Source organism: Desulforamulus aeronauticus DSM 10349 (assembly GCF_900142375.1).
Classification (GTDB): domain Bacteria; phylum Bacillota; class Desulfotomaculia; order Desulfotomaculales; family Desulfotomaculaceae; genus Desulfotomaculum; species Desulfotomaculum aeronauticum.
Map to the genome: position 1 here is coordinate 77955 of NZ_FRAR01000022.1, position 23669 is coordinate 101623.

24 protein-coding genes are annotated in these 23669 nt (G+C 44.3%); 11 read left to right on the top strand and 13 right to left on the bottom strand.

The features are described from left to right. The first annotated feature begins 534 nt into the window (after nucleotides 1-534). The 6 genes from BUA78_RS14475 to BUA78_RS14500 all read left to right on the top strand — a co-directional run bounded on the left by BUA78_RS14475 (nucleotide 535) and on the right by BUA78_RS14500 (nucleotide 7321). Entirely contained in the window at nucleotides 535-1716 is a 1182-nt protein-coding gene (locus tag BUA78_RS14475) for a ComEC/Rec2 family competence protein (protein ID WP_072915942.1), read from the top strand. A gap of 98 nt (nucleotides 1717-1814) precedes the next feature. Further along, nucleotides 1815-4511 carry an NACHT domain-containing protein gene (locus tag BUA78_RS14480; protein ID WP_139257406.1) on the top strand — a complete coding sequence of 899 codons (2697 nt, stop codon included), beginning with the start codon at nucleotides 1815-1817 and terminating at the stop codon, nucleotides 4509-4511. Between the two features lie 17 nt (nucleotides 4512-4528). Further along, entirely contained in the window at nucleotides 4529-4930 is a 402-nt protein-coding gene (locus BUA78_RS14485; RefSeq protein WP_072915948.1) for a hypothetical protein, read from the top strand. Beyond that, the gene (locus tag BUA78_RS14490; protein WP_072915951.1) at nucleotides 4927-5343 is read left to right on the top strand and encodes a hypothetical protein; all 417 of its coding nucleotides are present in this window, start codon (nucleotides 4927-4929) and stop codon (nucleotides 5341-5343) included. The genes BUA78_RS14485 and BUA78_RS14490 overlap by 4 nt, the downstream gene beginning before the upstream one ends. Beyond that, entirely contained in the window at nucleotides 5343-6389 is a 1047-nt protein-coding gene (locus BUA78_RS14495; RefSeq protein WP_072915953.1) for a radical SAM protein, read from the top strand. The genes BUA78_RS14490 and BUA78_RS14495 overlap by 1 nt, the downstream gene beginning before the upstream one ends. A 26-nt stretch (nucleotides 6390-6415) precedes the next feature. Continuing rightward, the gene (locus BUA78_RS14500) at nucleotides 6416-7321 is read left to right on the top strand and encodes a hypothetical protein (RefSeq protein WP_238456835.1); all 906 of its coding nucleotides are present in this window, start codon (nucleotides 6416-6418) and stop codon (nucleotides 7319-7321) included. A 1586-nt stretch (nucleotides 7322-8907) separates the two neighbouring features. Here the strand turns inward: BUA78_RS14500 and BUA78_RS14505 are convergent. The 7 genes from BUA78_RS14505 to BUA78_RS14535 all read right to left on the bottom strand — a co-directional run bounded on the left by BUA78_RS14505 (nucleotide 8908) and on the right by BUA78_RS14535 (nucleotide 14336). Then, a complete protein-coding gene (locus BUA78_RS14505; protein ID WP_072915836.1) occupies nucleotides 8908-10008 on the bottom strand; it encodes an SAVED domain-containing protein in 1101 nt (366 codons plus the stop codon). A gap of 97 nt (nucleotides 10009-10105) precedes the next feature. Continuing rightward, the gene (locus BUA78_RS14510; protein ID WP_084082439.1) at nucleotides 10106-10438 is read right to left on the bottom strand and encodes a Mov34/MPN/PAD-1 family protein; all 333 of its coding nucleotides are present in this window, start codon (nucleotides 10436-10438) and stop codon (nucleotides 10106-10108) included. An 81-nt stretch (nucleotides 10439-10519) separates the two neighbouring features. Then, nucleotides 10520-11587 carry a HesA/MoeB/ThiF family protein gene (locus BUA78_RS14515; RefSeq protein WP_072915833.1) on the bottom strand — a complete coding sequence of 356 codons (1068 nt, stop codon included), beginning with the start codon at nucleotides 11585-11587 and terminating at the stop codon, nucleotides 10520-10522. Nucleotides 11588-11918: 331 nt separating this feature from the next. Continuing rightward, nucleotides 11919-12737, bottom strand: a complete 819-nt coding sequence (locus tag BUA78_RS14520) for an arsenite methyltransferase (protein ID WP_072915831.1) — start codon at nucleotides 12735-12737, stop codon at nucleotides 11919-11921. A gap of 51 nt (nucleotides 12738-12788) precedes the next feature. Next, on the bottom strand, nucleotides 12789-13103 hold the full coding sequence (locus tag BUA78_RS14525) for an ArsR/SmtB family transcription factor (RefSeq protein ID WP_072915828.1): 315 nt from the start codon (nucleotides 13101-13103) through the stop codon (nucleotides 12789-12791). Nucleotides 13104-13185: 82 nt separating this feature from the next. Continuing rightward, the gene (locus BUA78_RS14530) at nucleotides 13186-13512 is read right to left on the bottom strand and encodes an ArsR/SmtB family transcription factor (protein WP_072915825.1); all 327 of its coding nucleotides are present in this window, start codon (nucleotides 13510-13512) and stop codon (nucleotides 13186-13188) included. Between the two features lie 104 nt (nucleotides 13513-13616). Next, entirely contained in the window at nucleotides 13617-14336 is a 720-nt protein-coding gene (locus tag BUA78_RS14535) for a metallophosphoesterase family protein (RefSeq protein ID WP_072915822.1), read from the bottom strand. Nucleotides 14337-14546: 210 nt separating this feature from the next. On the opposite strand from BUA78_RS14535, the gene BUA78_RS14540 reads away from it, so the two are divergent. The 3 genes from BUA78_RS14540 (at nucleotide 14547) to BUA78_RS14550 (ending at nucleotide 17279) form a co-directional block, all read left to right on the top strand. Then, entirely contained in the window at nucleotides 14547-14918 is a 372-nt protein-coding gene (locus BUA78_RS14540) for an ArsR/SmtB family transcription factor (RefSeq protein WP_072915820.1), read from the top strand. 15 nt (nucleotides 14919-14933) lie between these two features. Further along, complete coding sequence (gene arsB, locus BUA78_RS14545) at nucleotides 14934-15986, top strand: ACR3 family arsenite efflux transporter (protein WP_072915817.1); 1053 nt, start codon at nucleotides 14934-14936, stop codon at nucleotides 15984-15986. A gap of 108 nt (nucleotides 15987-16094) precedes the next feature. Further along, a complete protein-coding gene (locus BUA78_RS14550) occupies nucleotides 16095-17279 on the top strand; it encodes a tungsten cofactor oxidoreductase radical SAM maturase (protein WP_072915815.1) in 1185 nt (394 codons plus the stop codon). A gap of 61 nt (nucleotides 17280-17340) precedes the next feature. On the opposite strand, the gene BUA78_RS14555 is transcribed toward BUA78_RS14550, so the two are convergent. The 5 genes from BUA78_RS14555 to BUA78_RS14575 form a co-directional block, all read right to left on the bottom strand. Next, the gene (locus BUA78_RS14555) at nucleotides 17341-18273 is read right to left on the bottom strand and encodes a permease (protein WP_072915812.1); all 933 of its coding nucleotides are present in this window, start codon (nucleotides 18271-18273) and stop codon (nucleotides 17341-17343) included. 19 nt (nucleotides 18274-18292) lie between these two features. Continuing rightward, complete coding sequence (locus BUA78_RS14560) at nucleotides 18293-18643, bottom strand: PadR family transcriptional regulator (protein WP_072915810.1); 351 nt, start codon at nucleotides 18641-18643, stop codon at nucleotides 18293-18295. A gap of 112 nt (nucleotides 18644-18755) precedes the next feature. After that, complete coding sequence (locus BUA78_RS14565; RefSeq protein ID WP_072915808.1) at nucleotides 18756-19427, bottom strand: cytochrome c biogenesis CcdA family protein; 672 nt, start codon at nucleotides 19425-19427, stop codon at nucleotides 18756-18758. Continuing rightward, the gene (locus BUA78_RS14570; protein WP_072915805.1) at nucleotides 19428-19661 is read right to left on the bottom strand and encodes a YbbN family protein; all 234 of its coding nucleotides are present in this window, start codon (nucleotides 19659-19661) and stop codon (nucleotides 19428-19430) included. Between the two features lie 36 nt (nucleotides 19662-19697). Further along, nucleotides 19698-20027 carry a hypothetical protein gene (locus BUA78_RS14575; RefSeq protein WP_072915803.1) on the bottom strand — a complete coding sequence of 110 codons (330 nt, stop codon included), beginning with the start codon at nucleotides 20025-20027 and terminating at the stop codon, nucleotides 19698-19700. Between the two features lie 367 nt (nucleotides 20028-20394). Between BUA78_RS14575 and BUA78_RS14580 the strand changes: the two genes are divergently transcribed. After that, entirely contained in the window at nucleotides 20395-21399 is a 1005-nt protein-coding gene (locus BUA78_RS14580; protein ID WP_072915800.1) for a permease, read from the top strand. 56 nt (nucleotides 21400-21455) lie between these two features. On the opposite strand, the gene BUA78_RS14585 is transcribed toward BUA78_RS14580, so the two are convergent. Then, a complete protein-coding gene (locus tag BUA78_RS14585; protein WP_072915797.1) occupies nucleotides 21456-21695 on the bottom strand; it encodes a thioredoxin family protein in 240 nt (79 codons plus the stop codon). 264 nt (nucleotides 21696-21959) lie between these two features. Between BUA78_RS14585 and BUA78_RS14590 the strand changes: the two genes are divergently transcribed. Next, on the top strand, nucleotides 21960-23516 hold the full coding sequence (locus BUA78_RS14590; RefSeq protein ID WP_072915794.1) for a methyl-accepting chemotaxis protein: 1557 nt from the start codon (nucleotides 21960-21962) through the stop codon (nucleotides 23514-23516). Nucleotides 23517-23669: the final 153 nt, after the last annotated feature.

Sequence of the window (23669 nt, forward strand, 5' to 3'; positions counted from 1 at the left end):
GTATTTTATTTATGTTCGACATAATTCTTAAACTTTATCGAATTAAGGGTGATATATTAAATCCAGGGGTAGATATATTTATGTTTGATTATACACTTGTAGACGAAGTGGAACGTTATATTAGTCGGTTATTATGATTAGTGACTCAATAATTCACTTGGAATCGACGGCCCTAGGCGCATTGACTTTTACCAAGACACATACACTGAAGTTTTGGTAAACAATGCGATACCATCAGTAAAGACATTTTATATAGAAAATAGCATTGATCCATTTGAGGCACGCAGTGGTTAAGTTTTGATTAGAAATATGGGCCATCACAGAATACTTTGGATTGGTTGCGCAGTTGCCCAGAAAAAACCTTACCTAAGGCAAAAAATGTGGGCAAGTCATCGACTCTTAAAATCAACGGGCCGTACTAATGTCTATAATACGAAGTTCGAATAATGCTGATGTTTGTCTATAATGCGCAACAGTTGTTACTTAGTAGGTTATAGAACCACAGGCATCAGCCGATAGAAAGAAGGATCTGCCGTGAGCAATTGCGTTGTACATTTTCTTCCCGCCAAAGCCGGAGACTGCTTTGTAGTGGAATTCAACAATGGGGAATGTATCCTTATTGACTGTGGCTATAAGGATACTTACGAAATCGAGTTAAAACCCTTGTTAATCCAATTAAAGCATAAGGGCTGTCGTGTGATACTGATGCTAATTACGCACATAGATCAGGATCATATAGGAGGAGCAATCGCATTTTTAAGCGAGAACGGTCCAGCAAACGCACCTCATATTATCGAGGTGGAAAATATTTGGTTCAATGGATTTTTCAACACCCTGTTCATGCGGGATGAATTTAATGAGAGAAAACGGGCGGCAATCGGGGAGATGCAAACGAAACGGATGAATATGGTATTGGGTCAGTTGACCATGCAGATCGATGGCAAGGCCGGCCTTATATCAGCAGCACACAGCAGAAGTTTCGAGGAGCTATGCGCTAAGAATGGATATCGGTTAAACGCACAATTTATTGACCGAGTCGTTAAAAGAATTGCTGACAGCAGAAATAAGCTGGTCGATCATTCCATTCAAATTGGAGAATGCAAACTGATCGTGTTGTCGCCAAACGAAGCGTCTCTGGATAGGCTTGCACACAAACTGAATATTGAGATGATCCGGAACTTTGGTGTCGACTATGAGCTTTCGGAACATATGGAATTTGCAGCATTGTTTGAGCGATTAATGGAGTTGCAATTAGAACCGGGCAGTTTTGAAGAATATATTTCGGCTTCAGAGCCGCGGCTCGAGCGTTGGATAGGCACTTCCACACTGGCACATATGAACGAGGTAAACAATGCATCCATTGTAATCGAAATCGAATATAAGGGTTTGATATTGTTATTTACTGGGGACTCGGACAGCGACAGTTGGGCGGAGTTTTTGACAGATGAGTATGATATGATCAAGATATCCCACCATGGTACTACAAAACCAAATCTAAAGTTACTGGAGAAAGCAAAGGGTAGAACGCTTCTCATATCGACCAATGGTGGAAAGCAAAACCGGCATCCGGAGAATGAACTCTTGGCTAGAGCCATTCTAACCGGAAATAAAATTATATATTTTAACTACGACATCAAACAAAAACAGGAACTGATAGATATGCAGGAAGAATACGGATATTCCGCTATGTTTGGACATCGAGAAATCAGATTGTAAAGGAAAATAGTATGGAGAAATACAATGTCAAAGTACAGTCTTATCTTAAAGATGAGTGTATTGAATACGGAACCGGGATCATGATCGCGCGAAATCTCGTGCTGACTCCCAGGCATGTGGCCTGCGGAGACCGTCATACGGTGTGGATCAGTGACAAAGAAGACCATGCTCGCATCATAAAGGAGAATGATGTTGCAGTAGTGCTGGAGATCGGCCATTCCGATACTTACAGTATGGCAGATATTTTTTCCGATGATGAGATCTTGGATGAAGAATCTACCTGGTCGGTCAGCGGATTTATTACATCCCGGCAACACGAGCATCATATGAGGGGAACCGGGATCATAGTTTCACCGGCAAAGGAAATGGAATGGGATTATCATCTGGCAGTAATTGCAACCGGAAAGTCCGATAATTATCAGGGATTATCCGGCTCTCCGGTATTCTGTGATAACAGAATCGTCGGTATCCTTCAAATGCAGGCTCATAATAGCAGCGGCGCATTGGGCGTATGCATGTCATCCGTGAAGATGTTCCAGGATTTGCTGGCGAAGGAAAATTTCAAGCCTAATGCATATCAAATGCTGTTGAATGAGGCATGTACCCAATATACGAAAAGCCAGATCGAGAAAAATGTGAAAAGCAAAAAATACATTGCCGACATATTCGTGGAAGAAGGCGACTATAAAGAAAATCTCCGCTATTTTGCAGACCCTATGTTGTTTCTGAAGAAGGCAATCTGTGATACGAAAATTCTTGATTTTAAAAGTGTTAATTTTCACCTGAGAGAAAATGGCAAACAGGAAATAGATTTTTCGGATCTTACCGAGTATTTTTCAGCGACGGAGCTCGAACAGGTATGCATTTGCCTGCAGGATAGGATTTCGGATGCAATCTCAAGGCTGGAGGAATTTGAAAAAAATAATGACTCTGATATTTCCAATTTGGAAAAATACTTTGCCATCAGACAGAACAGTCTCAATAATTCTGTTAAACACTACTTATCTGACATAAAAGACAATATCGACTTTATAGCAAAGAAGTATATTCTGCTAACCAAAGACGCCGGTCAGGGCAAAACGAATTTCGTTTGCGACTTCGCATTGAATTTCCTGATGAGAAAGGGCTATTGCTCATTATATTTTAATGCCTATGATTTTAGAGAAAATCCGATGATTCTCGCAAAGCAAAAACTGTCGCTTAATGGGGCGTATTCATTCCCTTATGCAAATAAAATTCTCCACCGGGAATGGAATAGTTCCAAGAGGCCGATCGTCATCATCATAGACGGCTTAAACGAGAATACGCTGGTGAAGGACTTTGGCCAGTGCATACGGGATTTTCTGGAGGAATGTCAGGCCTGTCCATATATCAAAGTGATTATGACCACCCGGAACGAGTTCCTGAAGGAGCGGTTTGTGGTGATCGAAGAAGGAACGTATTTGAGCGCATATAAACATATCGATATGTGGCATAGGGGCGACGACTTCAAGGAGCGGATCTTCCGAGGGTACTTGAACTTTTTCGGGATCACAATCAGAGAAAATACGTTAACGGATAAATTCTATGATGCAATAACCAATGATGTGCTGCTGCTGCGATTTTTTTGCGAAGTAAACGAAAACAAGAAGCAAATTTACGTATATGACGTTTACAAATATGATGTTTTCCGGCAATATTTGAACCTAAAATCACTGGAATATCAAAAGGATCAACAGGTCTTAAATCATCAAGATTCTTTATACGTCCTGCTTGATAAAATTTCGGAGTATATGATCCGTGAAAAAACGTTCTTTAATGTCCCATCCAGTATTTTCAACGAAACAGAGCAAAAGCTGCTCTATCAAATGCTGGATAACGAGGTGATATTCAAGGACGAACAGATAATGAAAACTGGTATGTTGATGAGAAATACCGTTGTGATCAGCTTTACATTTGATGAATTCCGGGATTTCTGCATAACGAACTATATTTTAACCCATCTTGCGGAGCAGCACGCTTTTCTGGCGTTCTGGGATCAGATGAATAAAGAAAATCTTACGATCCGGGAAGGCGTTCAAAAATACATTTTCTATTTAGCGCGAACCGAATCGCAGGAGGATCTGTTGCCGATCATCGAAAATCTTCCTGAATACGAAAATCTCTACTGGCGCTATATATGGGGTCTGGAGGATCGTCATTTCACCGCCCATGATACGAAAGCTTGGAGGATGCAGCTTATTACGAATGGACCTCACGCGAAAAAGATTGTTCATGATCTAATTGACAAATATGACTGTGAATTTTTTAGTAATATCAATATCCGTTTGCTGTTCGAAGCGTTGGATGTGCTTGCGGAAAAAATAGACTTGTATGATGCTTTTATTAAAAGGATGTTTGGCGTTTATCTTCAGAAGAAAGGCATCTATACCAATACCGGGCCAGAGTCTGTGTGGCCGTTTAACATGATGATCCGGGACATTGCGGAATATGTAAATGATGATACTTGGAATGTGTGCCATTCCGAGTTGTATCGACTGGTCCTTTATTTGCTTGAACTGGAGAACAGGGGCGCGTTAGATTTATGGTGTAAGCTCTATGGGGTGTCACCGGTGGTGGCTGTTCGCATTCTGAACGAAATGAACCAACACAAAAGCAGCTTAATTTCATGCAATGTAAAGGAGATTTTGCATCATCTCACAAAGAGCAGAAACGGCGATGCATACGATCAGATAATTGAACGACTGGCTCAGGAAAACAGCTTCTGCCGGGATATATCTATCGACATGGAGCTATTTTCTAAATTGCTTCTCTAGTAAACTCGGAGGATAACATGAGGATACTTAAATTATTGGATAAATATTATTGTATAGCGAATGAGAGCTTTGCTTATGAAGAACTTGAAAAAAGGATATCTGATGTATTACATCTGCAAAGGGGTTCCTTTGCTGAGTTTTACTCAAAGAGGATCTTCCGGGCTTTTTTTCAATATGCTAGGGATTTAAAAAAGGAATATCTGACGTACTACCCACAGGAATATGAAAGCTTTGAGGATTACTTGTATAAAAAAGAGCTATTGGATTGGGAGCATATGGAGATTTTGGATCTGGGTGAAGGTCAAACCTTATTAAAGCTCAACATAAATCTAACCAGTTATAATGCAGACAATCTGATCCAATACGAAGAAAACGGCATAGATGTTTTGAATCAGGCTTTAAAGGAGATTGGTTTATGAAGATCAGGCAGGACTTTGTAACGAACAGTTCCTCCACCTCTTTCATCATTTCCATGAAGGATGAATTCAATAAGGATCGCTTTTTAAAAGGCATCGGAGTCGAAGGACTGTCTCCGATGAGTCGGATCTTTGAAGACCTATATGAAGCAGTCGAGCAGAACAAGCAGGACATTATGGAATATATGAAAGAGTCCCGAACATCATATCGCAGCGTAGCGGAATTTCTGCAAGAGGAACACTACGATGAAGAGACAGTCAAAATCGTAGAAAAGCTGCTGGCTGAAAAAAGAAAGGTGTATTACGGAAAACTTAGTTCGGATGGATACTCGGCTGCAGAAGTATATTTCTGTATGGAAAGCTTTCTGATTTGTGAAGATAGTTTGTATTTTAACGGCAAAATCGGTGGCTGGTAATGGGATGTTGGTTGATTCGAAATTGTAGAGAAAGCGGGTATATCCTGGGCTTTGATCGGGATGAGGGAACGTTTATCCGATATGACAAAAACGGCAGCGAGCCATTCTGCAACGCAGCAGGCCCTGAACTGCTTGATATCGCAATCACAAATTACTGCGAACGGGAATGCGATTTTTGCTATCGAGCTTCAAACAGGCAGGGGAGTTTCATGCGCCTGGTAGATTACGAGCTCATTATCAAGCAGGCGGAAAAGGCAGGCGTTTTACAGGTGGCCTTGGGCGGCGGAAACCCAAACCAGCATCCTCATTTTGTGCAGATATTGCAGAAATCCCGTGACCATAATATTGTTCCGTCATATACAACAAACGGACAAGGCATGACGGACGAGATCTATGCGGCAACGAAGCAATACTGCGGCGCAATGGCCGTCAGTTGGTATGAACCCTATGTAGATGCGCAGGAAGTGATTAAACGAGCTAGCGCATATGGAATCAAGGTAAACATCCATTTTATGCTAAACAAACTCAACCTCCCGCAGGCGATGGAATTGATGGAGAAACACACCAAATTATTGGAAAATATCAATGCGATCATTTTTCTGAATTACAAACCAGTGCATTCCTCCGATGCCTTGTGCCTGACGGATGGAAATGAAATAAAGAATTTCTTTGAGTCCGTGAAGAAGATCAAAAATTGTAAGATTGGCTTTGACAGCTGTATGATTTCGTTCTTACCACTGATGGGAGGCGGTCTTCTGAAGGAGACTGTGGATTTCTGTGAAGCGGCAAGATTTTCAGCTTATATTTCAGAAAATCTACTCTTGTACCCATGTTCATTCATGAATGATATCTCCGGGAATGGAATTGATCTAAAGAAGCATTCACTGCAGGATGGATGGAGATTTGGCGAAGAATTTGTCAAAATGCGTGAAAGATTAAGCAGGCCCGGAGCACAGAGATATTCCATTCCTGCGTGCCAAACCTGCGAAAATTATGTTATGTGCCACGGTGGCTGTCCGATTTTTAATATCAACAGATGCAGGTAGAAGTAGATGTGACGGAGGAAGACCTAATGATGATTTCGGAAGCGACTGCAAGGCGAAGGAATTTACTAATCTCCATCATACGCGGAATTCTTAAAGAGAATTTTGAAGTGACTCGCGAGTATACGGTGGCGGAGATTGAGACAGTCTTTCATTTTAGGAAAAGAGATATCGCGTATAATTTAGATTATTTCTTTAAACAAATGGATGAGAAATTCATTCTAAAGACAGAAAGGCTGGATGAAGTCCAAAGAATTATTCAGAATCATCACCAGGCACTCGGACAGTTGGAAACCGCCAAGGTCTTATTTATAAAATCCTTTGGAAGATTTTATGACGACCGTGAAAATAGCACAAGCTTTTCATTTGATTATGAAAGGCTACGGAAGATTTTTTCTGACCTACATCCAGTGATCCAGATTCTTCATTGGGGTATGCTTCCAATTCTATCAAAATGGCTGATAATCAATAGCGGAAAGCTCCCAGAGAATGACGTAATCGATTTTTACCATCATTATCATATGCTTACTGCATTGTTGAAAGAAATAAGAGGGCAGGGAGAAACGATGGAAACCAAGGGAGACGATACGCTAAACAAAAAAATGACCTTTTCTGTATATACGAGAAGGTGGGGGCATCCGGACGTTTATCGAATTGAGCGGACGATCGAAGGATGGGAGGTTCGCCATAACTCGATCAATGGTAAGTACGCTAAGGATGGCGAAGGCGCTCTTATGGATAATCTACATCATGATGGTATATTTTTCCCGGAAGACGGTGTGAAATACGCACTCAGCAACTTATGGGACGATGCGGAAGACGGGAACCTCACGCCAGAGGAATTGCAGAAAAAGCTCCAACAGATCGCAGACTGGATCAGTAGTGTTGAAAAGGCGGTTGGAGAAAATCAGCCGGATTGGGTCAATTATTACTGATTGTGAAAATTCAATTCGACTTGAGCTTAATTAAACCGCCATATCTTTTGGTTAATAAAATGGATATTTACCTATTGTAAGGAGATCATCAATGGTAGGACATAGAACGAATGAATATATTTGATTTCTGAAACAGGTCACTATGCTAGAAGTAGGAGATCTTTACTGTCCTAGAAGAATTAGCTTAATGGACTTTGGCGGATCATATATTATGTTTACTCACTATCAGGTGAGGCAGTGTGAATTACGCGTTATTAACATTCCCTATCCGCTAAAGTATGTGAGCTTCCCATAATCCATATCATATGAAGTTTGAGCTCGGAGTCAGGTATTCACGGATTAGTAAAACCTCTTGATTTCTATTAGAGAGGTTTTACTATAAATGGGGCAGGTGTCGTAAAAACTAAGGGCAGTAATCTAAACTAGCTATCTATACCTAAGTAGGATAACTAGAGAAACTGACTAGTTAATTACTATATTAAAATGCTAATCTGCTTTAAAACTTTCGGACTAGCCGAATGTACTAAATCGTTGTTATTTCAACATGTTGCAGATCCGTTATATCATAATTAATATAGTCCGGTCCTTTGACAATCCTCGGTACAACGATTATCGGGAGAAGGGGAGAGGCCCTTAAGTCTCTCAAAATCCAAGAGCCTAGGAATAACCATTGTTTCTCTCAAGATAAATAATTATGGCTCATTCTAGAGAGAAAAGGGGGTTAATTGCAGATGCCATATCATACTTTATTGATGTGGTTCGGAGAAGATAACATTATATAATTCGTTATAGAGAATAATCCTAATGAAAACAGAGCAGGGGGAACGTATGTTTTTGCATGGTTAACATAATACCTAACGTTTAAAACAGCAACGGGCGAAGCTGAATTGGCCGCCTCATAAGGAATGACTCAAAATGATTTCTGTGTTGTTAACGCAAGACAGGAGTCGGTGTTTTAAATAAACCATTCTTGCTAGCTAATAAGCCATCAAAAACTAGATGGAAACCGTTGATATCACCACTTAGCTTCTTTGGGTTTTGACCCAAGACCTATAGGGATACCTTGATGTACTAAGCCTTAGCCATAAAGCTAGAACTACAAAGAGCAAACCCGTACCTTAATCATACTTGGCCAACAGAGTGTGCAGCTGGCCGCCGTAACGATCTTTACTATATGAGTCTCAAGGCGTATATACAACTAACTGATAAATAACCCATCTGAAAATTAGCTTTAAGGTTCTATTAGCGGTAGAATCAAGACCCATAAGTTAAAGGGCCACCAGTCCAGGCCAAATGCCCGATAGAGAAAAGCCCTGCAGCACCCTCTTTTTTTATTCTAGTTAACATAATATACATTATCGGAACCATTTTGGGATTCAAGTTTAACCAATAGATCTTGAAACTCAACATCATATAAGTAAATCCCTTCCCATTCGACAACTAAATGCGTTCCCGTATGATTACTTTGCTCTTTTTAAGTTGTTTAAACAGTATGAGAACACATTTAGTTGTCGAATGATACACTTGATACATGATAAAGCAATATAGTCCCCTACTGATCGTATTTTCTGCACAATTATTTAACGTCATATACTGAAGGTTCTCTCATGTTTGGGCTGATTTCTATACCTAAAATGATATAGATTAACATGAGGCCACATGTTTGCGTTAACTGATCTTCCGATTTCCACTGCAAGCCCCGCTGGCCCTGCATAGAAAAGATGGATTTCATTGTACCGTTTTTTTTGTATTAACTCCTCAACATTTCTTTTGAAACAACTTTTTACTTTTGCTACTTGCTCACTAAAAATTACTTTATCGACCTTCGGTTCTTCTACCGTAATTTCAAGAAAATCAGATTCCTCTAAATTTACCACATCTATAATATCGTCACTTTCAATCTTACTTGTTATGCCTATTGAAACAATAAGAATCTTGGAACCCTTTATAGTTTTATTGGCTTTTAGCCCTAACTCTTCGAGTAAGATATTTTCAGGTGAGCCGAGTACCCATTCCTGAATGCTTCGATCATATTGGTAAATATTTACTGGGATAGTATCGGTAATTAAACTACCTAAATGAATTAGTAAGGGAATCTGAGATAATGGAAAAACATCAATAACAGTCCCTTCATACTTTTTCATTAAATCTAGAGTTTCTCTATATTTCAAAATGTTTTTATCCTTAATCTGGTCCCAAGGAATATCCGTCGAAGCATCAAGTCTTTCTTGAAGTGAAACCGATCCCAACATTTTATGTTTGCTAGCTAGAGTAATATGATCGACAGGGGGTCCCATTGTCTTATGGATTATAGCTATCGAATTTTGGACTTCCTGAAGTCTGGTTCGTACCCAAGCTTCGTGCTTTCTTTTCATTTCAAAAAGAGTATCTGGAGTATATTTCTCTTCATTAGCATCCACAATTTTATGATGGATTTTACAGAAAAGTATAAGATTTTTGTGACTATCTATATCGTCTTCACTAAGACCATACTTTTCCCGTTCATCGCCCCGAGGTCCATCTGTGCTATGGGCAATGACATGAGCTTTATCAGCTACATTTACTATTGTCCCTATGTCGTCAAACACTAATGGCTGATGGCAGCCATCAAAGGCACAAATTCCTCCCGATGACACCCATAAAAAATTCTCTTCAGCTGCTTTGAGATTTTTTCTCGGTTTGCTCATACAACTCCCCCACTCTTTCTAGTTTCTACAGTGAGCTCTAATATATCTAGATTATCCTTTTTACCTTCCCATACGCCTATAGCCCGTGTTCCAATAATTATAAAGAATAGATACCACTTTCAAACTTAGTTTCCCGAAGAATTCGCTTCCAATTAGATATGTCTTGGTTAGAAGGTCTAGGAATAGCTTCTGGGTGGGTGTGCCATTCCCCCAAATAATTACAAGTGCCGTTACTTTGCAACCATCTTATTTTTAATTTTTCTTGATGTGCTAAACCCTTTCTCAAGAAAAAGAATCTCCCACTCTGGTCTTCTATATTGGGGACAGTTATATCGTCAACAACAACATCGTTACAGTCAATAATGAGCCGACCTAAAAGTAGTCCCCCACCTTCGTGGTTATCATGAATAACCTGAGAATATGTCACCATCTTCCTAAGAGCTCCCCGACAGATCTTGATATAACCTGTATTACTACGATTATAAACTAATGAATTTAAAATCGTTATAGTCTAATCACCTCTGATTCCACAAACCTCACATTGGTCTTTCTTGTAGCTATATCTGAGACTATATAATGTTTCATTATTTAGCTTATATCTATCCGACAATATATATCCATGTTCTAAAAAAACTCGGCTCTCTCCTTTCCAAGATAAAAGGGGGCAATCCACCTCACGCCCTAGTAGAGTGTCCGTCGCTAGCCTAGTTGCGAGGATTGCAGTACTTATCGCATCCATTGAGCCATAGGGAGTAAAAACGCTTCCACATCCGGCAATTATTTTCCCGAAAAACTGTCTTGCTGCAGCAAACGATGCCCTATTGAATAGGTCTGTCTTCAAACCACTTGTGTCAAGATATAGGCAATTCAAACAACCAGCCTTGTTATTGTTTTTCGTTAAAATAGCATGTCCTCCAATTCCTAATGCCTCAAGCCATGTAAAAATCACCGGAGGACAGTTTGACAAATTATGAAAGTAATCATTAAGATATAATTCAATGGTTGGATTACCTAAGGCAATCACAATCAGATCGTATTCGGTAGGTTCAATCATTTTTCCCACTATTAATTCCTCAATGCTATCTTGGTGGCACTTCACTATTACATAGGGGAATTTAGACTCAATTTCTCGCTTCAGCCCTATAACTTTTGGTAAACTATAATATTCTTCATTCTCCTTGTTCTTGACTGCTTCATAAAGGGAAGAAACCCCCAGTGCATGCCTATAAACATTTTCAATATGAAAAAGGTCTTTATCTACAAGGGTTAGATTCATTACCCCCGCTCTTACTAGCTCTAACGCTATGTGGCTACCTACTGAACCACACCCAATTAGCAATACTTTCTTATCAGATAGAGTACTGTTCGAACCAGCCCTAGGAAGGATGTACCCTTTGTCAAACCTCTGTATACTAATAGGCGTCATATCAAATAATGAGTTATTTTTATTTAGTGGATGGGGATAAATGTTAGATTTTCTTTTATCATTCGGAAGGTTATGAAAATGGGATAGCTCAATGCCGAATGTTGTAGTAAATCTCTTGGTATTTGTTGCCGCTCGATCCTTGTAAATCCCCATCTTGCCATAAACTTTTCGGCGGTGTTGGTTAATAGATAAGCCTCCTGCCCACCCCTGCTACGGGCACGGTTTAGTGTTTCATTTACCAGGGCCATCGCAATGCCCCCCTTACGCTGTGCCGAGTCCACCGCTTAAGACGTAGCAATACAGCCGTGCCAAATTGTTCTAGGCCAATCATACCGATAAGCACGCTGGGAGATTCCGCCACCAAGAGATTAGTCAAATTCCCCTTAACGCCTTCGGTGGGTAAGTGACACAATTGCAAAAGGTGGCAAATCGCTGGGTAATCTCGGTCAGTGGCCATTCTAATATGATAATCTACGCCCGGCAGTCACTTCATCGGCGGCTTCTTAGCCCGGATGAAGGCACTGACCACTGCCCCCTGGATCTCCTGTCGCTCTTCCTCCGAAGAATTGGGCAAAATCTGTTGGCCCTGGGCACCGGTGAAATCGTAGACTCGGGTCACCTGTACTTCGCTATCCGCAAAGCCAGCGGCAGCTAGCTTCTCTCGGTATTCCTGTTCCTGCAGGGCACCGGCTATACAACCGGCCCAGGCCAGTAAATCCTGCTGCAGTCTTTCTGGTAAGGGCCTGGTTAAAACAATATCAGACACCGCCAAGCGTCCACCTGGCTTTAATACCCGATAGGCCTCCCGCAGGGCCTGATCTTTATCTGCCGAAAGATTGATTACACAGTTAGAAATAATCACATCGATGCAATGATCTGGCAGAGGGATTGCCTCCAGGTGACCTTTTAAAAACTCCACATTGGTGATACCAGCCTTCGCTTGGTTCGCCCTGGCTTCGGCCAGCATTTCATCGGTCATATCTAAGCCATAGGCCTTACCCGTAGGACCCACCCGGCGGGCCGATAGCAATACATCAAGCCCCGCCCCGCTGCCTAAATCCAGTACCACTTCGCCGGGATGGAGTTCTGCCAGGGCCGTGGGGTTGCCACAGCCAAAGGTATTGGCCACCAAATCCTCTGGCAAGCCTGCCACCTGCTCCGAGCCGTAAAGCCCGCCGGTAATGGGGTTGGACTGGTCTGTGGACCCACAGCAGCAACTGCTACCCCCACAACAACCGCCACCCTTTTGGCTGATGGCTCTGGCATAACTTTGCCGCACCATTTCCCGGATACTTTCATTCATTCAAAACCCTCCTTCATATCAAGTTTTTTTGATTGATCCACCCAAAAAAATTTACCTCAGGGCAAAATCCTGGTTTAGCTGCTCCATGAATTGTCGCAAGCTCTTGGTATTGATAAAATACATCTTCCACTTCCCCCTGGGTTCCTCGGTCACTAACCCTGCCTCCACCAGTTCTTTCATGTGATAGGACACCCTGGATTGGATAAGACCCAGCTCTGTCATGAGCTCACAATTACATAAACCTGGCCGCTGATCTTCCACACCGGGTATGGGACAACAACCAGCCTCACTCTGGGCCAACATCAGCATAATTTTGTAGCGAATGGGGTCACTCAGTGCTTTGGCAATTTTCACATTGTTGTTCATAACCCCATCATATCAATTTTTTTTGATGGAAAGCAAGGGTAGAAACAAAAAACACCCCACAAATCTGTGGAGTGCTGTGACACTATTTTTCCGCTACGCCTGCAAAGGTGCTCATGGCTTCGTCCGCTTCTTTTTTCAGGATTTGATTGGCCAATTCCAGCATCTCAATGACTTCCGGGTTTTTGATGCTGTAGATCACCCGCAGTCCCTCTTTTCTGCTCTGCAAGATGCCTTGCTTTTTCATCACCGACAGGTGCTGGGAAGTATTGGCCTGTTCCACATTGAGACCTTCAAAGATATCGCACACACAATGCTCACCATCACTGAGCAAATCCAAAATGCGGATACGGGTGGGATGAGAAATGGCTTTAAATAAATCTGCTTTTCGTTGGGCTATTTTTTCTTGCATCACGTCACCGCCTAGTTCATTCTAATATTATTATATAACACTTTCTATGATAAAACCAGTTGATGGCGGTTAGCGTGAAAATAAAAAGCCCATTACGTGAATCTTTAGGCCTTCCCGGTGCGAATAATCTCAGCAAATTCCTTCGGCAGGCCCACGGCCTCGATTTCCCTGGCTGTTTGTTCAAAATCATAGGATACCTGAATAAACTCCACGGTCAAATTCCCTTCCGTCACATTTACCAGAGCATAGCCCACATTGGCATTGCCGTGTTTGGGTTTCCCGGCACTGCCGACATTGATGACATGCCCACCGTTCACCTGCTTGTGATAGGGCAAGTGGGTGTGGCCGCAAACCAGCACATCACAATGATTTTCCGTTAAGAACTGCTTGAGGGTTTCTTCGGGTGTGTTTTCAAAAAGGTATTCATTCAGCTGACGGGGGCTGCCGTGTACCAACAGGAATTTCAATCCACCGGCAGTAAACGCCAAACGCTCGGGCAACTTCTGGAGCCATCCTTTATTTGCTTCGGAGGTATGCTCTTTGGTCCAGAGGATGGAGCTTTCCCCCAGTTGCCTGGCCTGTTCATTCTTATAGTCACACCCGCAGATAAACCGCATATTGCCGATGGCATCATCGTAGTTCCCCATGATGGTGGGAATGTTCTCCTGCCTCTGCAGGTCGATTACTTCATTGGGCCGAGGGCCATAGCCCACCAAATCCCCCACACAGTAGGTGGCGTCTACATCCCTTTGCCGAATATCCGCCAGCACTGCTTGCAAGCCTAATAGGTTACTGTGTACATCTGCAAAAATGGCAATCTTCATGTCTGATGTCTTCTCTCCTCTGTTCGTTTTTATGAAACCTGGTGATCTTTTGCTATGCAATATTTTTAGTCTAACCCGCTTCAAAAAGCAATTAAGGTTCCGTGAAGTTACCATTAAAAATTTTTAACGGAGTACAAGTTGATTATATCATTAAATAGTAATATAATAAATAATCATATTTAAACATTTAAATATATGAGGTGGTGAGATATGGAACGGTTAGTGAATCTTTATAAGGCCCTGGGGGATGCCCATCGGCTGAACATCCTGCAAATGCTCTCGGGGCAGGAGCTAAGCGTCTGTGAAATCATGCAGGGTCTTAGCCTCTCCCAACCAGCGGTGTCGCACCATTTAAAAATTTTGCGCCAGGCGGACTTAATAGAAAGCGTCAAACATGGCAAACTGGTGCTGTACACCCTAAAGGCCTGTGGCTTGCAACAGATTTACCCATTGGTGGAGCAGCATTTAGGGGAGTTACTGCAGGCCACCACCGCTAATATCAAACCTTCGGCCCTGCGAGAGACCCCCAATTATTGTGAATTGATGGGCCTGAAAAGATCCGTCTGCGAAAAAGATGAATAAGGAGGAATTAAGAACATGGCAGAAAAAAGACTGTCTACCCTAGACCGTTTTCTAACCCTGTGGATTTTCCTGGCAATGGCCATTGGGGTAGGTCTGGGTTATGTATTTCCCGGCATTGCCGATTGGTTAAACAGTATGTCCATCGGTACCACTTCCATTCCCATTGCCGTGGGCCTCATCGTCATGATGTACCCACCCCTGGCAAAGGTGAAATATGAAGAAATGGGCAAAGCCTTTAAGAATGGTAAAGTCATGGGGCTTTCTCTGGTACAAAACTGGATTATCGGCCCCACCCTGATGTTTGTGCTAGCCATTGCCTTCCTGCGGGATTATCCTGATTATATGATTGGACTTATTCTAATTGGTCTGGCCCGCTGCATCGCAATGGTAATAGTCTGGAACGATCTAGCCAAAGGGGACAATGAATACGCCGCCGCTTTGGTGGCTGTGAATTCCATTTTCCAAATGGTCTTTTACTCTATTTATGCTTACTTCTTTATTACCCTGGTACCAGGCTGGCTGGGTATGGAAGCCATTGAAGTGCACGTCTCGATGGCGGAAGTAGCTAAGAGTGTCCTCATTTACCTGGGCATTCCCTTTGCCGGTGGTATGCTAACCAGGGCTTTACTGGTACCCCGCAAGGGTAAGGAGTGGTATGAGAAAGAGTTTATTCCCCGTATCAGCCCACTGGCTCTGATTGCCCTGCTATTCACCATCGTGATTATGTTCTCCCTGAAGGGCAAGTATATTGTGGAACTGCCGATGGATGTGGTACGGATTTCCATCCCGCTCTTAATTTACTTTACCATCATGTTCTTCCTGTCTTTCTTTATGAGCAAACGCAGCGGCGTCAACTACGGCCAAAGCACCACCCTGGCCTTTACCGCTGCCAGCAATAACTTTGAGCTAGCCATTGCGGTGGCCGTGGCCATCTTCGGCATCGAATCCGGTGCTGCCTTTGCGGCGGTTATTGGCCCCCTGATCGAAGTGCCCGTGATGATTGCCCTGGTCAGTGTAGCTCTGGGCTTCAAAAAGAAATACTTTACCAGCAGTGGTGCAGTAAAATAATTTTCACTAAATTTAGTAACCCCAGCAAGGAGCAGCACCCTGCCCCTTGCTGGGGTTGCCTTGCATTCCCCTCCCCACTAACTGATCAACCAACTGAGGAGGCCCGTCATGAATAAAATCAATGTCCATTCTAAAGATAACCTGGCCGGAGGCAAAAAAATCAAACTCAGTGATCTCGGCCTATGCCTAGCAGACCCCAGTGCTTCCGAGGCCCTACTGCTCACCACCGAGGAAGGCTACAAAATCCTTCCCCTGCGTCAAGACATTAAAAAACTCTATATTGAAGTAACGACCCTCTGTAACTTTTCCTGCACCACCTGCATTCGCAACTCCTGGTTAGATGATATGGGCCAGATGGAATGGACCACCTTTGAGCGGTTACTGGACCAGATGCGGCAATTGCCAGAGCTGGAAGTGGTACATTTCGGCGGCTTTGGGGAACCCATGAGCCACCCCCGTTTTTTTGATATGCTGCGGGACGTGAAAGCCCTGGGGCTGCGGGTGGAGATGATTACGAACGGTTCCTTTTTAACCCCAGAAAATATTGCCAGGCTAGTAAACCTCCCACTAGATGCCATCTTTATCTCCCTGGACGGCCCCGATGAGGAGGAATACAACCAAATCCGCCAGACAGACTTTGCCCCGGTGGTGGATAATATCAAAGCCCTAAATGCTGCCAAAGCAGCGGCCCAAAGCAAGCTGCCAGAGCTGGGCATCGAGTTTGTGGCCATGAAGAAAAACTTCCATAAACTGGCCAAGCTCATTCGCCTATCCATAGAATTAAAAGCCCATCAGGTGATCGTCACCAACGTGCTGCCCTATAATGAGGAAATGAAGGATGAAATCCTCTACGACCTGGACGATACACAGCTTAACCACGGCAAAGACGACATATTGGTTAAGATCCACGCCAAGATGCCCTATATGAAAATCCGCACCGACCGGCAGTGCAAGTTTGTGGAAGACAAAGCCGCCACCATCACCTACCGAGGCGAAGTGGCCCCCTGTTACGCCCTGATGCACGCCTACCATTGCTACATCTACGGGCGCAAAAAGGAGATGTACCCCTTCTACTTGGGTAATGTCAACCAAAGCACCCTGGGTGATATCTGGACCGACCCAGCCTATGTCAACTTTCGTAGTAAGCTCAAGGATTTTAAAATCCCCTCCTGCACCGACTGCAAATCTGTGGACGGCTGCTCCTACACCGACACCAATGAAGCAGACTGCTGGGGTAACAACCCCTCCTGTGCCGATTGCCTGTGGTCCCGGCGGCTCATTGCCTGCCCCTAGAGAGCTAGCAATACAAAAGAGGAACACACTTGATCTAAAGAGTGTTCCTCTTTGCGTTACGCTATAGTAATATCTCACATAAATAACCAGCCACAATGGCCACCAAAATAATGGTGAACACAAAGGCTGCTACCAGCTTACGGCGGAAAATGGAAGATAGGATAATCACTTCCGGGATGCTGGCCCCGGCCCCTCCAATAATCAAGGCCAATATTGCCCCCATACTCATTCCTTTATCTAACAACACCGTACTGATGGGCAGCATGGTTTCTACCCGAATATACATGGGTACACCTACAATGGCCGCCGCCGGAATAGCCAGGGGATTATCTGGGCCAGCCACCTTTGCCACCCAATCCTCTGGTATAAAGCCATAGATAAAGGCACCAATGGCTGCGCCAAGAATAAGGTAGGGAAAGGTCTGCCGGAACAAAGACCAGGCCATTTCCCCCGCTCGCTTAAGCTTTGCTTCAAAGGTTTGGCTTACTTCGGTGGCAGCCGCCGTTTCTTCCGCACCCTCCCCACAGCAGCAACAACTGCTCCGGGTGACTACCTGCTTATACTGGTCCGCTAAGCCCATTCTCTCCCAGATAGCCCCCGTGAGTACCGCTGCCACGAAGGTAATGGCTCCATAAATCACCGTCACCTTTAGACCCAATAGACCTAAGAACATGACCAGAATCACAGGATTTAGCAGTGGTGAAGCAATTAAAAAGGACATGGCCGCCCCAAAGGGTGCCCCACCGTTTAGTAATCCCACCAACATAGGAATGGTGGAGCAGGAGCAGAAGGGGGTTAAGGCCCCAAAGGCTGCCCCGATTATATTCCCCACAAATTTTTTCTGTCTGGTCAACACCGCCCTAATTTTCTCCGGGGGGATATACTCTTGTAACAGGCCAATTAGAAAGGATATCCCGATAAAGAGAGCGATTAACTCCCCAGAGATAATGAGAAAGAATTTGCCCGCTTGGGTAAGGTTATTCAATTCCAACATTGTTCCCTCCTCTAGCCGGTTACAGCCCCGGCCTACTCACTTCTGCCAGTATATACTCTGCGGCCTTCATCCAGGCTTTGCTGGCTGTTTCATAGGCTCTAGTCCCTTTTTCTGTCAGGCTATAGACCTTGCGTTCCCTTTTGCCATTAAGCTCCGTAACACAGGTCACCAACCCATTTTCTTCAAACTCTCGCAACACCGGATAGAGTCCCCCTTCGGTAGGAGCGCAGCAACCCTCCGTCAGTGCGGCCACCTCTTTGGTAATCTCATAGCCATGCAGGGACCGACAGCAAAGTACCCGCAAAATAAAAAAGCGAGATAAACTCATGCGCACCAACCCATTCCAATACTCCTCTGTCTCGTACTTCATAATACATTACCCCTCTATGTATATTGGTTAAACACATTATATTCCTAAGCAACCTTGTCTGGCAAGGGGGAAAATGAAAAAGGACAGGTTTGATCCTGTCCATGTTATTCAACTAGCCAACGATGCCATACAGCAGATAAAAGCCCAGCCCAATCAAAGCCACACCACTAATCCTTTGCACCACCAAGCTAAAATTCTCAAATTTCGAGGCGTTTTTCAAAACCGAGGTAAAGGTTCCCGCTGCCAAGAGCGGGATGCTGCGGCCCATTGCGTAGGCAAAGAGGAGGGTAAAGCCGTACCAGACACTGCCTTTGGTGGCGGCGTAGGCCAGCACCGTGGCGGTGATGGGAGCGGTGCAGGGAGAGGCAATGATGGCAAAGGGGATGCCCAACAAAAAGGCCCCCAGCACGCCACTGCCCTGCTTGACCCCGGTGGGGTTGATGCCAAAACCGGGCAGTTTAAAGAGCCCCAGCAGATTGGCACCCATCAGCACTGCCACCAGGGCAGCCACATACCAGACCACCTTGCTCCCCATAAACAGCCCGCCCACGGCGGACACCACCGCTCCGGCCACGGCCAGGGTGAGGGATAAGCCCAGCACAAAGGATAAAGACAGGATAAAGCCCTTTAGCCTTGAGCGATTGTCATAGCCGCCCACATAGGCCACCACCATCACGGCGGTGGGTAAAGTGCAGGGGCTAATGCCACTGAACAGTCCTGCTGTTAGGGCTGCCAGCAGGGAAAATAGTAAAGAGCCAGCTAAAAGGGATTCCAGCGAGGGCATCTACTTCACCACCTGTTCGATGGCTTTGCTGACCTCAGCCTGATTTAGTTCTCCCATCCAGGTCTGCACCAACTTCTGCTTACGATCAAAAAGCACCAGGGCTGGGGCGGTTTGCACCTTCATGTCTGCAGCGGTTTTGTTTAATTGTTCCCCTTCGGACTCCTGGTAAACTGCGATATCAATCCAAGTAAAGGTTAGCTGAGCGCCGTATTTCTTTTCTATTTGCTGTACCACCGACCGGTGGTTGGAAAAGAATTCCTGGGTGGTGGGTCAGCAATCGGCGTTGTAGGTATAAACCACCGCCACGGGCTTGCCTTTGGCAAAGCTATCTTCTAAAAGTTTAGTCAGCTTGGGGGCCTTTGTGTTAACAGCACTTGTTTGTTGCTGAACTGCCGAGTTCTGGCTAGCATCCGTTGAACTGGCCTTTGCTTGACCTGGCTCACTTTTATTGGTGTCTGTTTGACCGGCTTTGGTCTGAGTGGTAACCACCTGGGGTGTTTCTACTTTCTCTCCGCCCCCGGACCAAAGGGGTTTGCTAGCCACCGCCACAAAGGCTAGCAAAATCATACCCAGCAGCACCAGTTTGCCACGCTTCTTCATGAACCCGCCTCCTTCATCTACCCTACTTTTTGCTTATATTATAAATTTATTATATATTAGCACCAATATTCCCAGTAAACAAGCAAATTGTAAAAGTTTTACAAATAAAAAAGACCGCCGAACAAGCCTGCGACCTTGTGATCATAGCTTTAACCCTTTCGCAAATGATATTGACAATTCATCATTTAAGACTTAATATGCATATATAATTATATTTTAATATATAAATTGGGGTCAGAAAGGAGACGGTTATCAACTGGTTAACCCAAGTCTACAGAACTTGCTGATCAAACAAGGCTTAGGAGTTGTTTTAGTCCAGCAAGAGTTTTGTTTTGTCAGCTCAGAGAAAAGGTAAGGGGATGAGTGTATGTTTATATTTGACTGGTTAAATAGTCAACTGCTCAAGATGGAGTGGCTCTCCAACCTGGTTAAAACCTTAGTGGAACAGGGCTTTGGCTTAAGCATTCAAGAACGTTTGGGCGGCAGTATTCATTTTTTCATCTACGATGTAATTAAAATATTTATCCTGCTATCCGTACTTATTTTTGCAATTTCCTATATCCAGAGTTTCTTTCCTCCGGAGCGGACCCGTAAAATATTAGGCAGATTCAACGGCATCACAGCCAATACACTGGCCGCCTTATTGGGCACGGTAACTCCCTTTTGTTCCTGCTCTTCCATTCCGCTTTTTATCGGCTTTACCAGCGCCGGCCTGCCCATAGGCGTGACTTTCTCCTTTTTAATTTCTTCCCCGCTGGTAGACTTAGCCTCTGTTCTGTTACTGGCCAGCATCTTCAACTGGAAGATTGCCATTGCCTATGTAGTCGTTGGACTGATACTGGCTGTGATCGGGGGCACTGTTATCAGCAAAGCCAAGATGGAGGAATATGTAGAGCCCTTTGTTTTCGGCAATCAAATGGCTGATGTTGAAGTAGAGGAGTTAACAACTCGTGCCAGAGTGGAATTTGCCAAAAGCCAGGTGAAGGACATCGTTAAAAGAGTATGGCTCTATATCCTCATTGGCGTAGGAATTGGGGCTGCCATTCATAACTGGATACCGGATCATATCATCAGTGCGGTACTGGGCCAGGATAAGTGGTATTCTGTACTCTTAGCCACAGTGGTAGGGGTGCCCATGTACGCCGATATCTTTGGTACCCTGCCCATTGCCGAAGCTTTAGTTTTGAAAGGAGTGGGAATCGGAACCGCTTTAGCTTTCATGATGGCGGTAACTGCATTGTCCCTTCCTTCGATGATTCTCCTGAAAAAGGTAGTTAAGACAAAGCTTCTCGCCGTGTTTGTTGGGGTTGTAACCGTTGGTATCCTCATCATCGGCTATACCTTTAACGCCTTTGGCTATCTGCTAGTGTAATACCACTCAAAAATCGGAATAACCACGACTGAGAAGTCGTGGTTATTTTTGACTAACTAATTTTCTTCCTCAATCAGCTTTTTGATATCGGCCTTGTTGGGCACCCGACCAGATACCTTGACTTTCCCGTTAATCACCAGCCCTGGTGTAAGCATGACACCATACTGCACGATCTGGGCAATGTCCTCCACCTTTTCCACATTGGCGGGTACGTTTATTTCTGCTAAAACCTCCCGCACCAATTTCTCCACTTCTTTGCACTTCTGGCAGCCAGTTCCTAATACTTTAATTTCCATGATCTAAAACCCCTCCTTCAGTTAAGTTATCTTAACATCAATTGATTATATAATCACTTGCTAATATAATAACATTGTATTATTTAAATTAGCAACGATTATTCTTTCCTTTCCCAAATTTAAATAACCGAGCGGAGGTAATAACCACTCTCCATGCCCAACAACCCTGGAATATCACAAAAATGTTACATTGCTGTGACATGGCTGTGAAATTAGGGTGCTAGTATAGAAAATATTGGTATTGATTAAGAGTGGAGGGGTTCTATGGGGATTCGATTCAAGCTATTATCAGGCTTTGGTGTGGTGTTGTTACTACTACTACTTTTGAGTGGCACTTCTTACACACAACTGGAAAATGTGGAGCAAACCTTTACCAACTTTATTGACAAAGAATTACAGCTAACGGAAGAAGCAAAAAATGTCCAAGTTTCCTTTGCGGTTACCGAAGCAGCTCTCAATAACTATGTACTTTTCGGCGACCAACAACACCTAGATAAGCTAATGGCCTTAGACGGTCAGACTGACGATTCTATTAAAAAAGTAAAAAAATTAGCCCAGCATGACCAAACCCGGCAACTGGCGACGCAAATTGAGCAATCGATGGACGCATATGACCAATACACGGAGGAGATCGTTTCCCTGGTCCAATCCGGTAAGTTAGAAGAAGCTCGAATGTATATCCACAGCAACCAGCAAGTGTTAGAAAAATTTCACCAAGCAGTAGAGCAATTGGCCCAATACCAAGCTAAAGAAGAACAGGAGGCCAAATCTAGTGTGGAGAAAAAGGTGGATAGCGTAAATTGCTTTGTAATTTTGCTAACCCTCGTCACCCTGCTGGCCGGTGTTCTGTTGGCCTTGTTCATGGGGAGGCTGATTGCCCATCCTTTGCAACAAATGGCCCAGGAAGCGGCCAAGATCGCCTCTGGTGATTTAAGCGGCAGAGACTTACCGGTGAAAAACCGGGATGAACTAAGCACACTGGCCCGTTCCTTCAACCAAATGCGAGCAAATCTCCGGGCCTTAGCGGGGCACCTGATCCATACGGCGGACAGCCTAACCACCGCTGCGGCTGGTTTATCCCAGCAAACCCAGCACACGACTACCGCCGCCAGCCGCAATGCTGCCACCATTTCCGAAATTTCTGCTTCCGCAGATCAGATTGCCCACAACACCCACCAGGTGGCGACAGTGGCCCAGGAGACAGCCAGCACCGCCGAGGCAGGCCAGCAAGGTATGGCGGGGATCACCCAACAAATTGAGGTCATTGCTACTTCTGGCCAACACGCCTCCCAAATGTTACAAAAGCTAGTACAAGAACTAAGTCAAGTCAATCAGATTGTAGAGTTAATTACCCACATCGCCGACCAGACCAATATGCTGGCTTTAAACGCCGCCATCGAATCGGCCCGAGCCGGAGAACAGGGCAGAGGCTTTGCCGTGGTGGCGGAGGAAGTACGCAAACTGGCAGAGCAATCGGCAGCTGCCGCCGGAAAAATTCGTACACACATTGAGCAAATCCATACCGACTCCGGAACGGCTGTGGCTTCAATGGACACAGGTACTGCCAATATCAAAAACGGTGCCGAAGTCATTCATGAAGTGAGCGGTCGCTTTAGCTCCCTACTGCAAACCATCGGAGGCTTGTCGGGCCAGGTGCAGCAACTATCCGCCGCCGTGCAGCAGATTTCCGCTGGCGTACAAAATGTGGCTGCCACCACCGAAGACCAAACAGCGGCCCTGCAGGATGTTTCCTCCGCCACCGAAGAATTAACCAGACTGGCCGATGCCTTAAAGGCCGCTGCCAATGGTTTTAAAATATAAAGGACTCGGCCAAACTCATTTCCCAAAATAAGCCTCATTTATCTTTTCAAAAAGCATTAAAAGTAGCAAACCCGTACCACTTGGATTTGATACGGGTTATTTTTTAGGATTTAGTTCATTTACGCCACTCTAATCGACCCCTTTGGCTTGTGC

Bases quoted from the DNA above. Each gene is read 5' to 3' on its own strand.
- BUA78_RS14590 (WP_072915794.1), top strand. From the start codon at position 21,960: ATGGGGATTCGATTCAAGCTATTATCAGGCTTTGGTGTGGTGTTGTTA.
- BUA78_RS14575 (WP_072915803.1), bottom strand. From the start codon at position 20,027: ATGAAGAAGCGTGGCAAACTGGTGCTGCTGGGTATGATTTTGCTAGCC.
- arsB (WP_072915817.1), top strand. From the start codon at position 14,934: ATGGCAGAAAAAAGACTGTCTACCCTAGACCGTTTTCTAACCCTGTGG.
- BUA78_RS14530 (WP_072915825.1), bottom strand. From the start codon at position 13,512: ATGCAAGAAAAAATAGCCCAACGAAAAGCAGATTTATTTAAAGCCATT.
- BUA78_RS14525 (WP_072915828.1), bottom strand. From the start codon at position 13,103: ATGAACAACAATGTGAAAATTGCCAAAGCACTGAGTGACCCCATTCGC.
- BUA78_RS14585 (WP_072915797.1), bottom strand. From the start codon at position 21,695: ATGGAAATTAAAGTATTAGGAACTGGCTGCCAGAAGTGCAAAGAAGTG.
- BUA78_RS14500 (WP_238456835.1), top strand. From the start codon at position 6,416: ATGATGATTTCGGAAGCGACTGCAAGGCGAAGGAATTTACTAATCTCC.
- BUA78_RS14510 (WP_084082439.1), bottom strand. From the start codon at position 10,438: ATGGTGACATATTCTCAGGTTATTCATGATAACCACGAAGGTGGGGGA.
- BUA78_RS14550 (WP_072915815.1), top strand. From the start codon at position 16,095: ATGAATAAAATCAATGTCCATTCTAAAGATAACCTGGCCGGAGGCAAA.
- BUA78_RS14580 (WP_072915800.1), top strand. From the start codon at position 20,395: ATGTTTATATTTGACTGGTTAAATAGTCAACTGCTCAAGATGGAGTGG.
- BUA78_RS14535 (WP_072915822.1), bottom strand. From the start codon at position 14,336: ATGAAGATTGCCATTTTTGCAGATGTACACAGTAACCTATTAGGCTTG.
- BUA78_RS14555 (WP_072915812.1), bottom strand. From the start codon at position 18,273: ATGTTGGAATTGAATAACCTTACCCAAGCGGGCAAATTCTTTCTCATT.
- BUA78_RS14490 (WP_072915951.1), top strand. From the start codon at position 4,927: ATGAAGATCAGGCAGGACTTTGTAACGAACAGTTCCTCCACCTCTTTC.
- BUA78_RS14495 (WP_072915953.1), top strand. From the start codon at position 5,343: ATGGGATGTTGGTTGATTCGAAATTGTAGAGAAAGCGGGTATATCCTG.
- BUA78_RS14505 (WP_072915836.1), bottom strand. From the start codon at position 10,008: ATGAGCAAACCGAGAAAAAATCTCAAAGCAGCTGAAGAGAATTTTTTA.
- BUA78_RS14560 (WP_072915810.1), bottom strand. From the start codon at position 18,643: ATGAAGTACGAGACAGAGGAGTATTGGAATGGGTTGGTGCGCATGAGT.
- BUA78_RS14520 (WP_072915831.1), bottom strand. From the start codon at position 12,737: ATGAATGAAAGTATCCGGGAAATGGTGCGGCAAAGTTATGCCAGAGCC.
- BUA78_RS14485 (WP_072915948.1), top strand. From the start codon at position 4,529: ATGAGGATACTTAAATTATTGGATAAATATTATTGTATAGCGAATGAG.
- BUA78_RS14515 (WP_072915833.1), bottom strand. From the start codon at position 11,587: ATGGGGATTTACAAGGATCGAGCGGCAACAAATACCAAGAGATTTACT.
- BUA78_RS14540 (WP_072915820.1), top strand. From the start codon at position 14,547: ATGGAACGGTTAGTGAATCTTTATAAGGCCCTGGGGGATGCCCATCGG.
- BUA78_RS14565 (WP_072915808.1), bottom strand. From the start codon at position 19,427: ATGCCCTCGCTGGAATCCCTTTTAGCTGGCTCTTTACTATTTTCCCTG.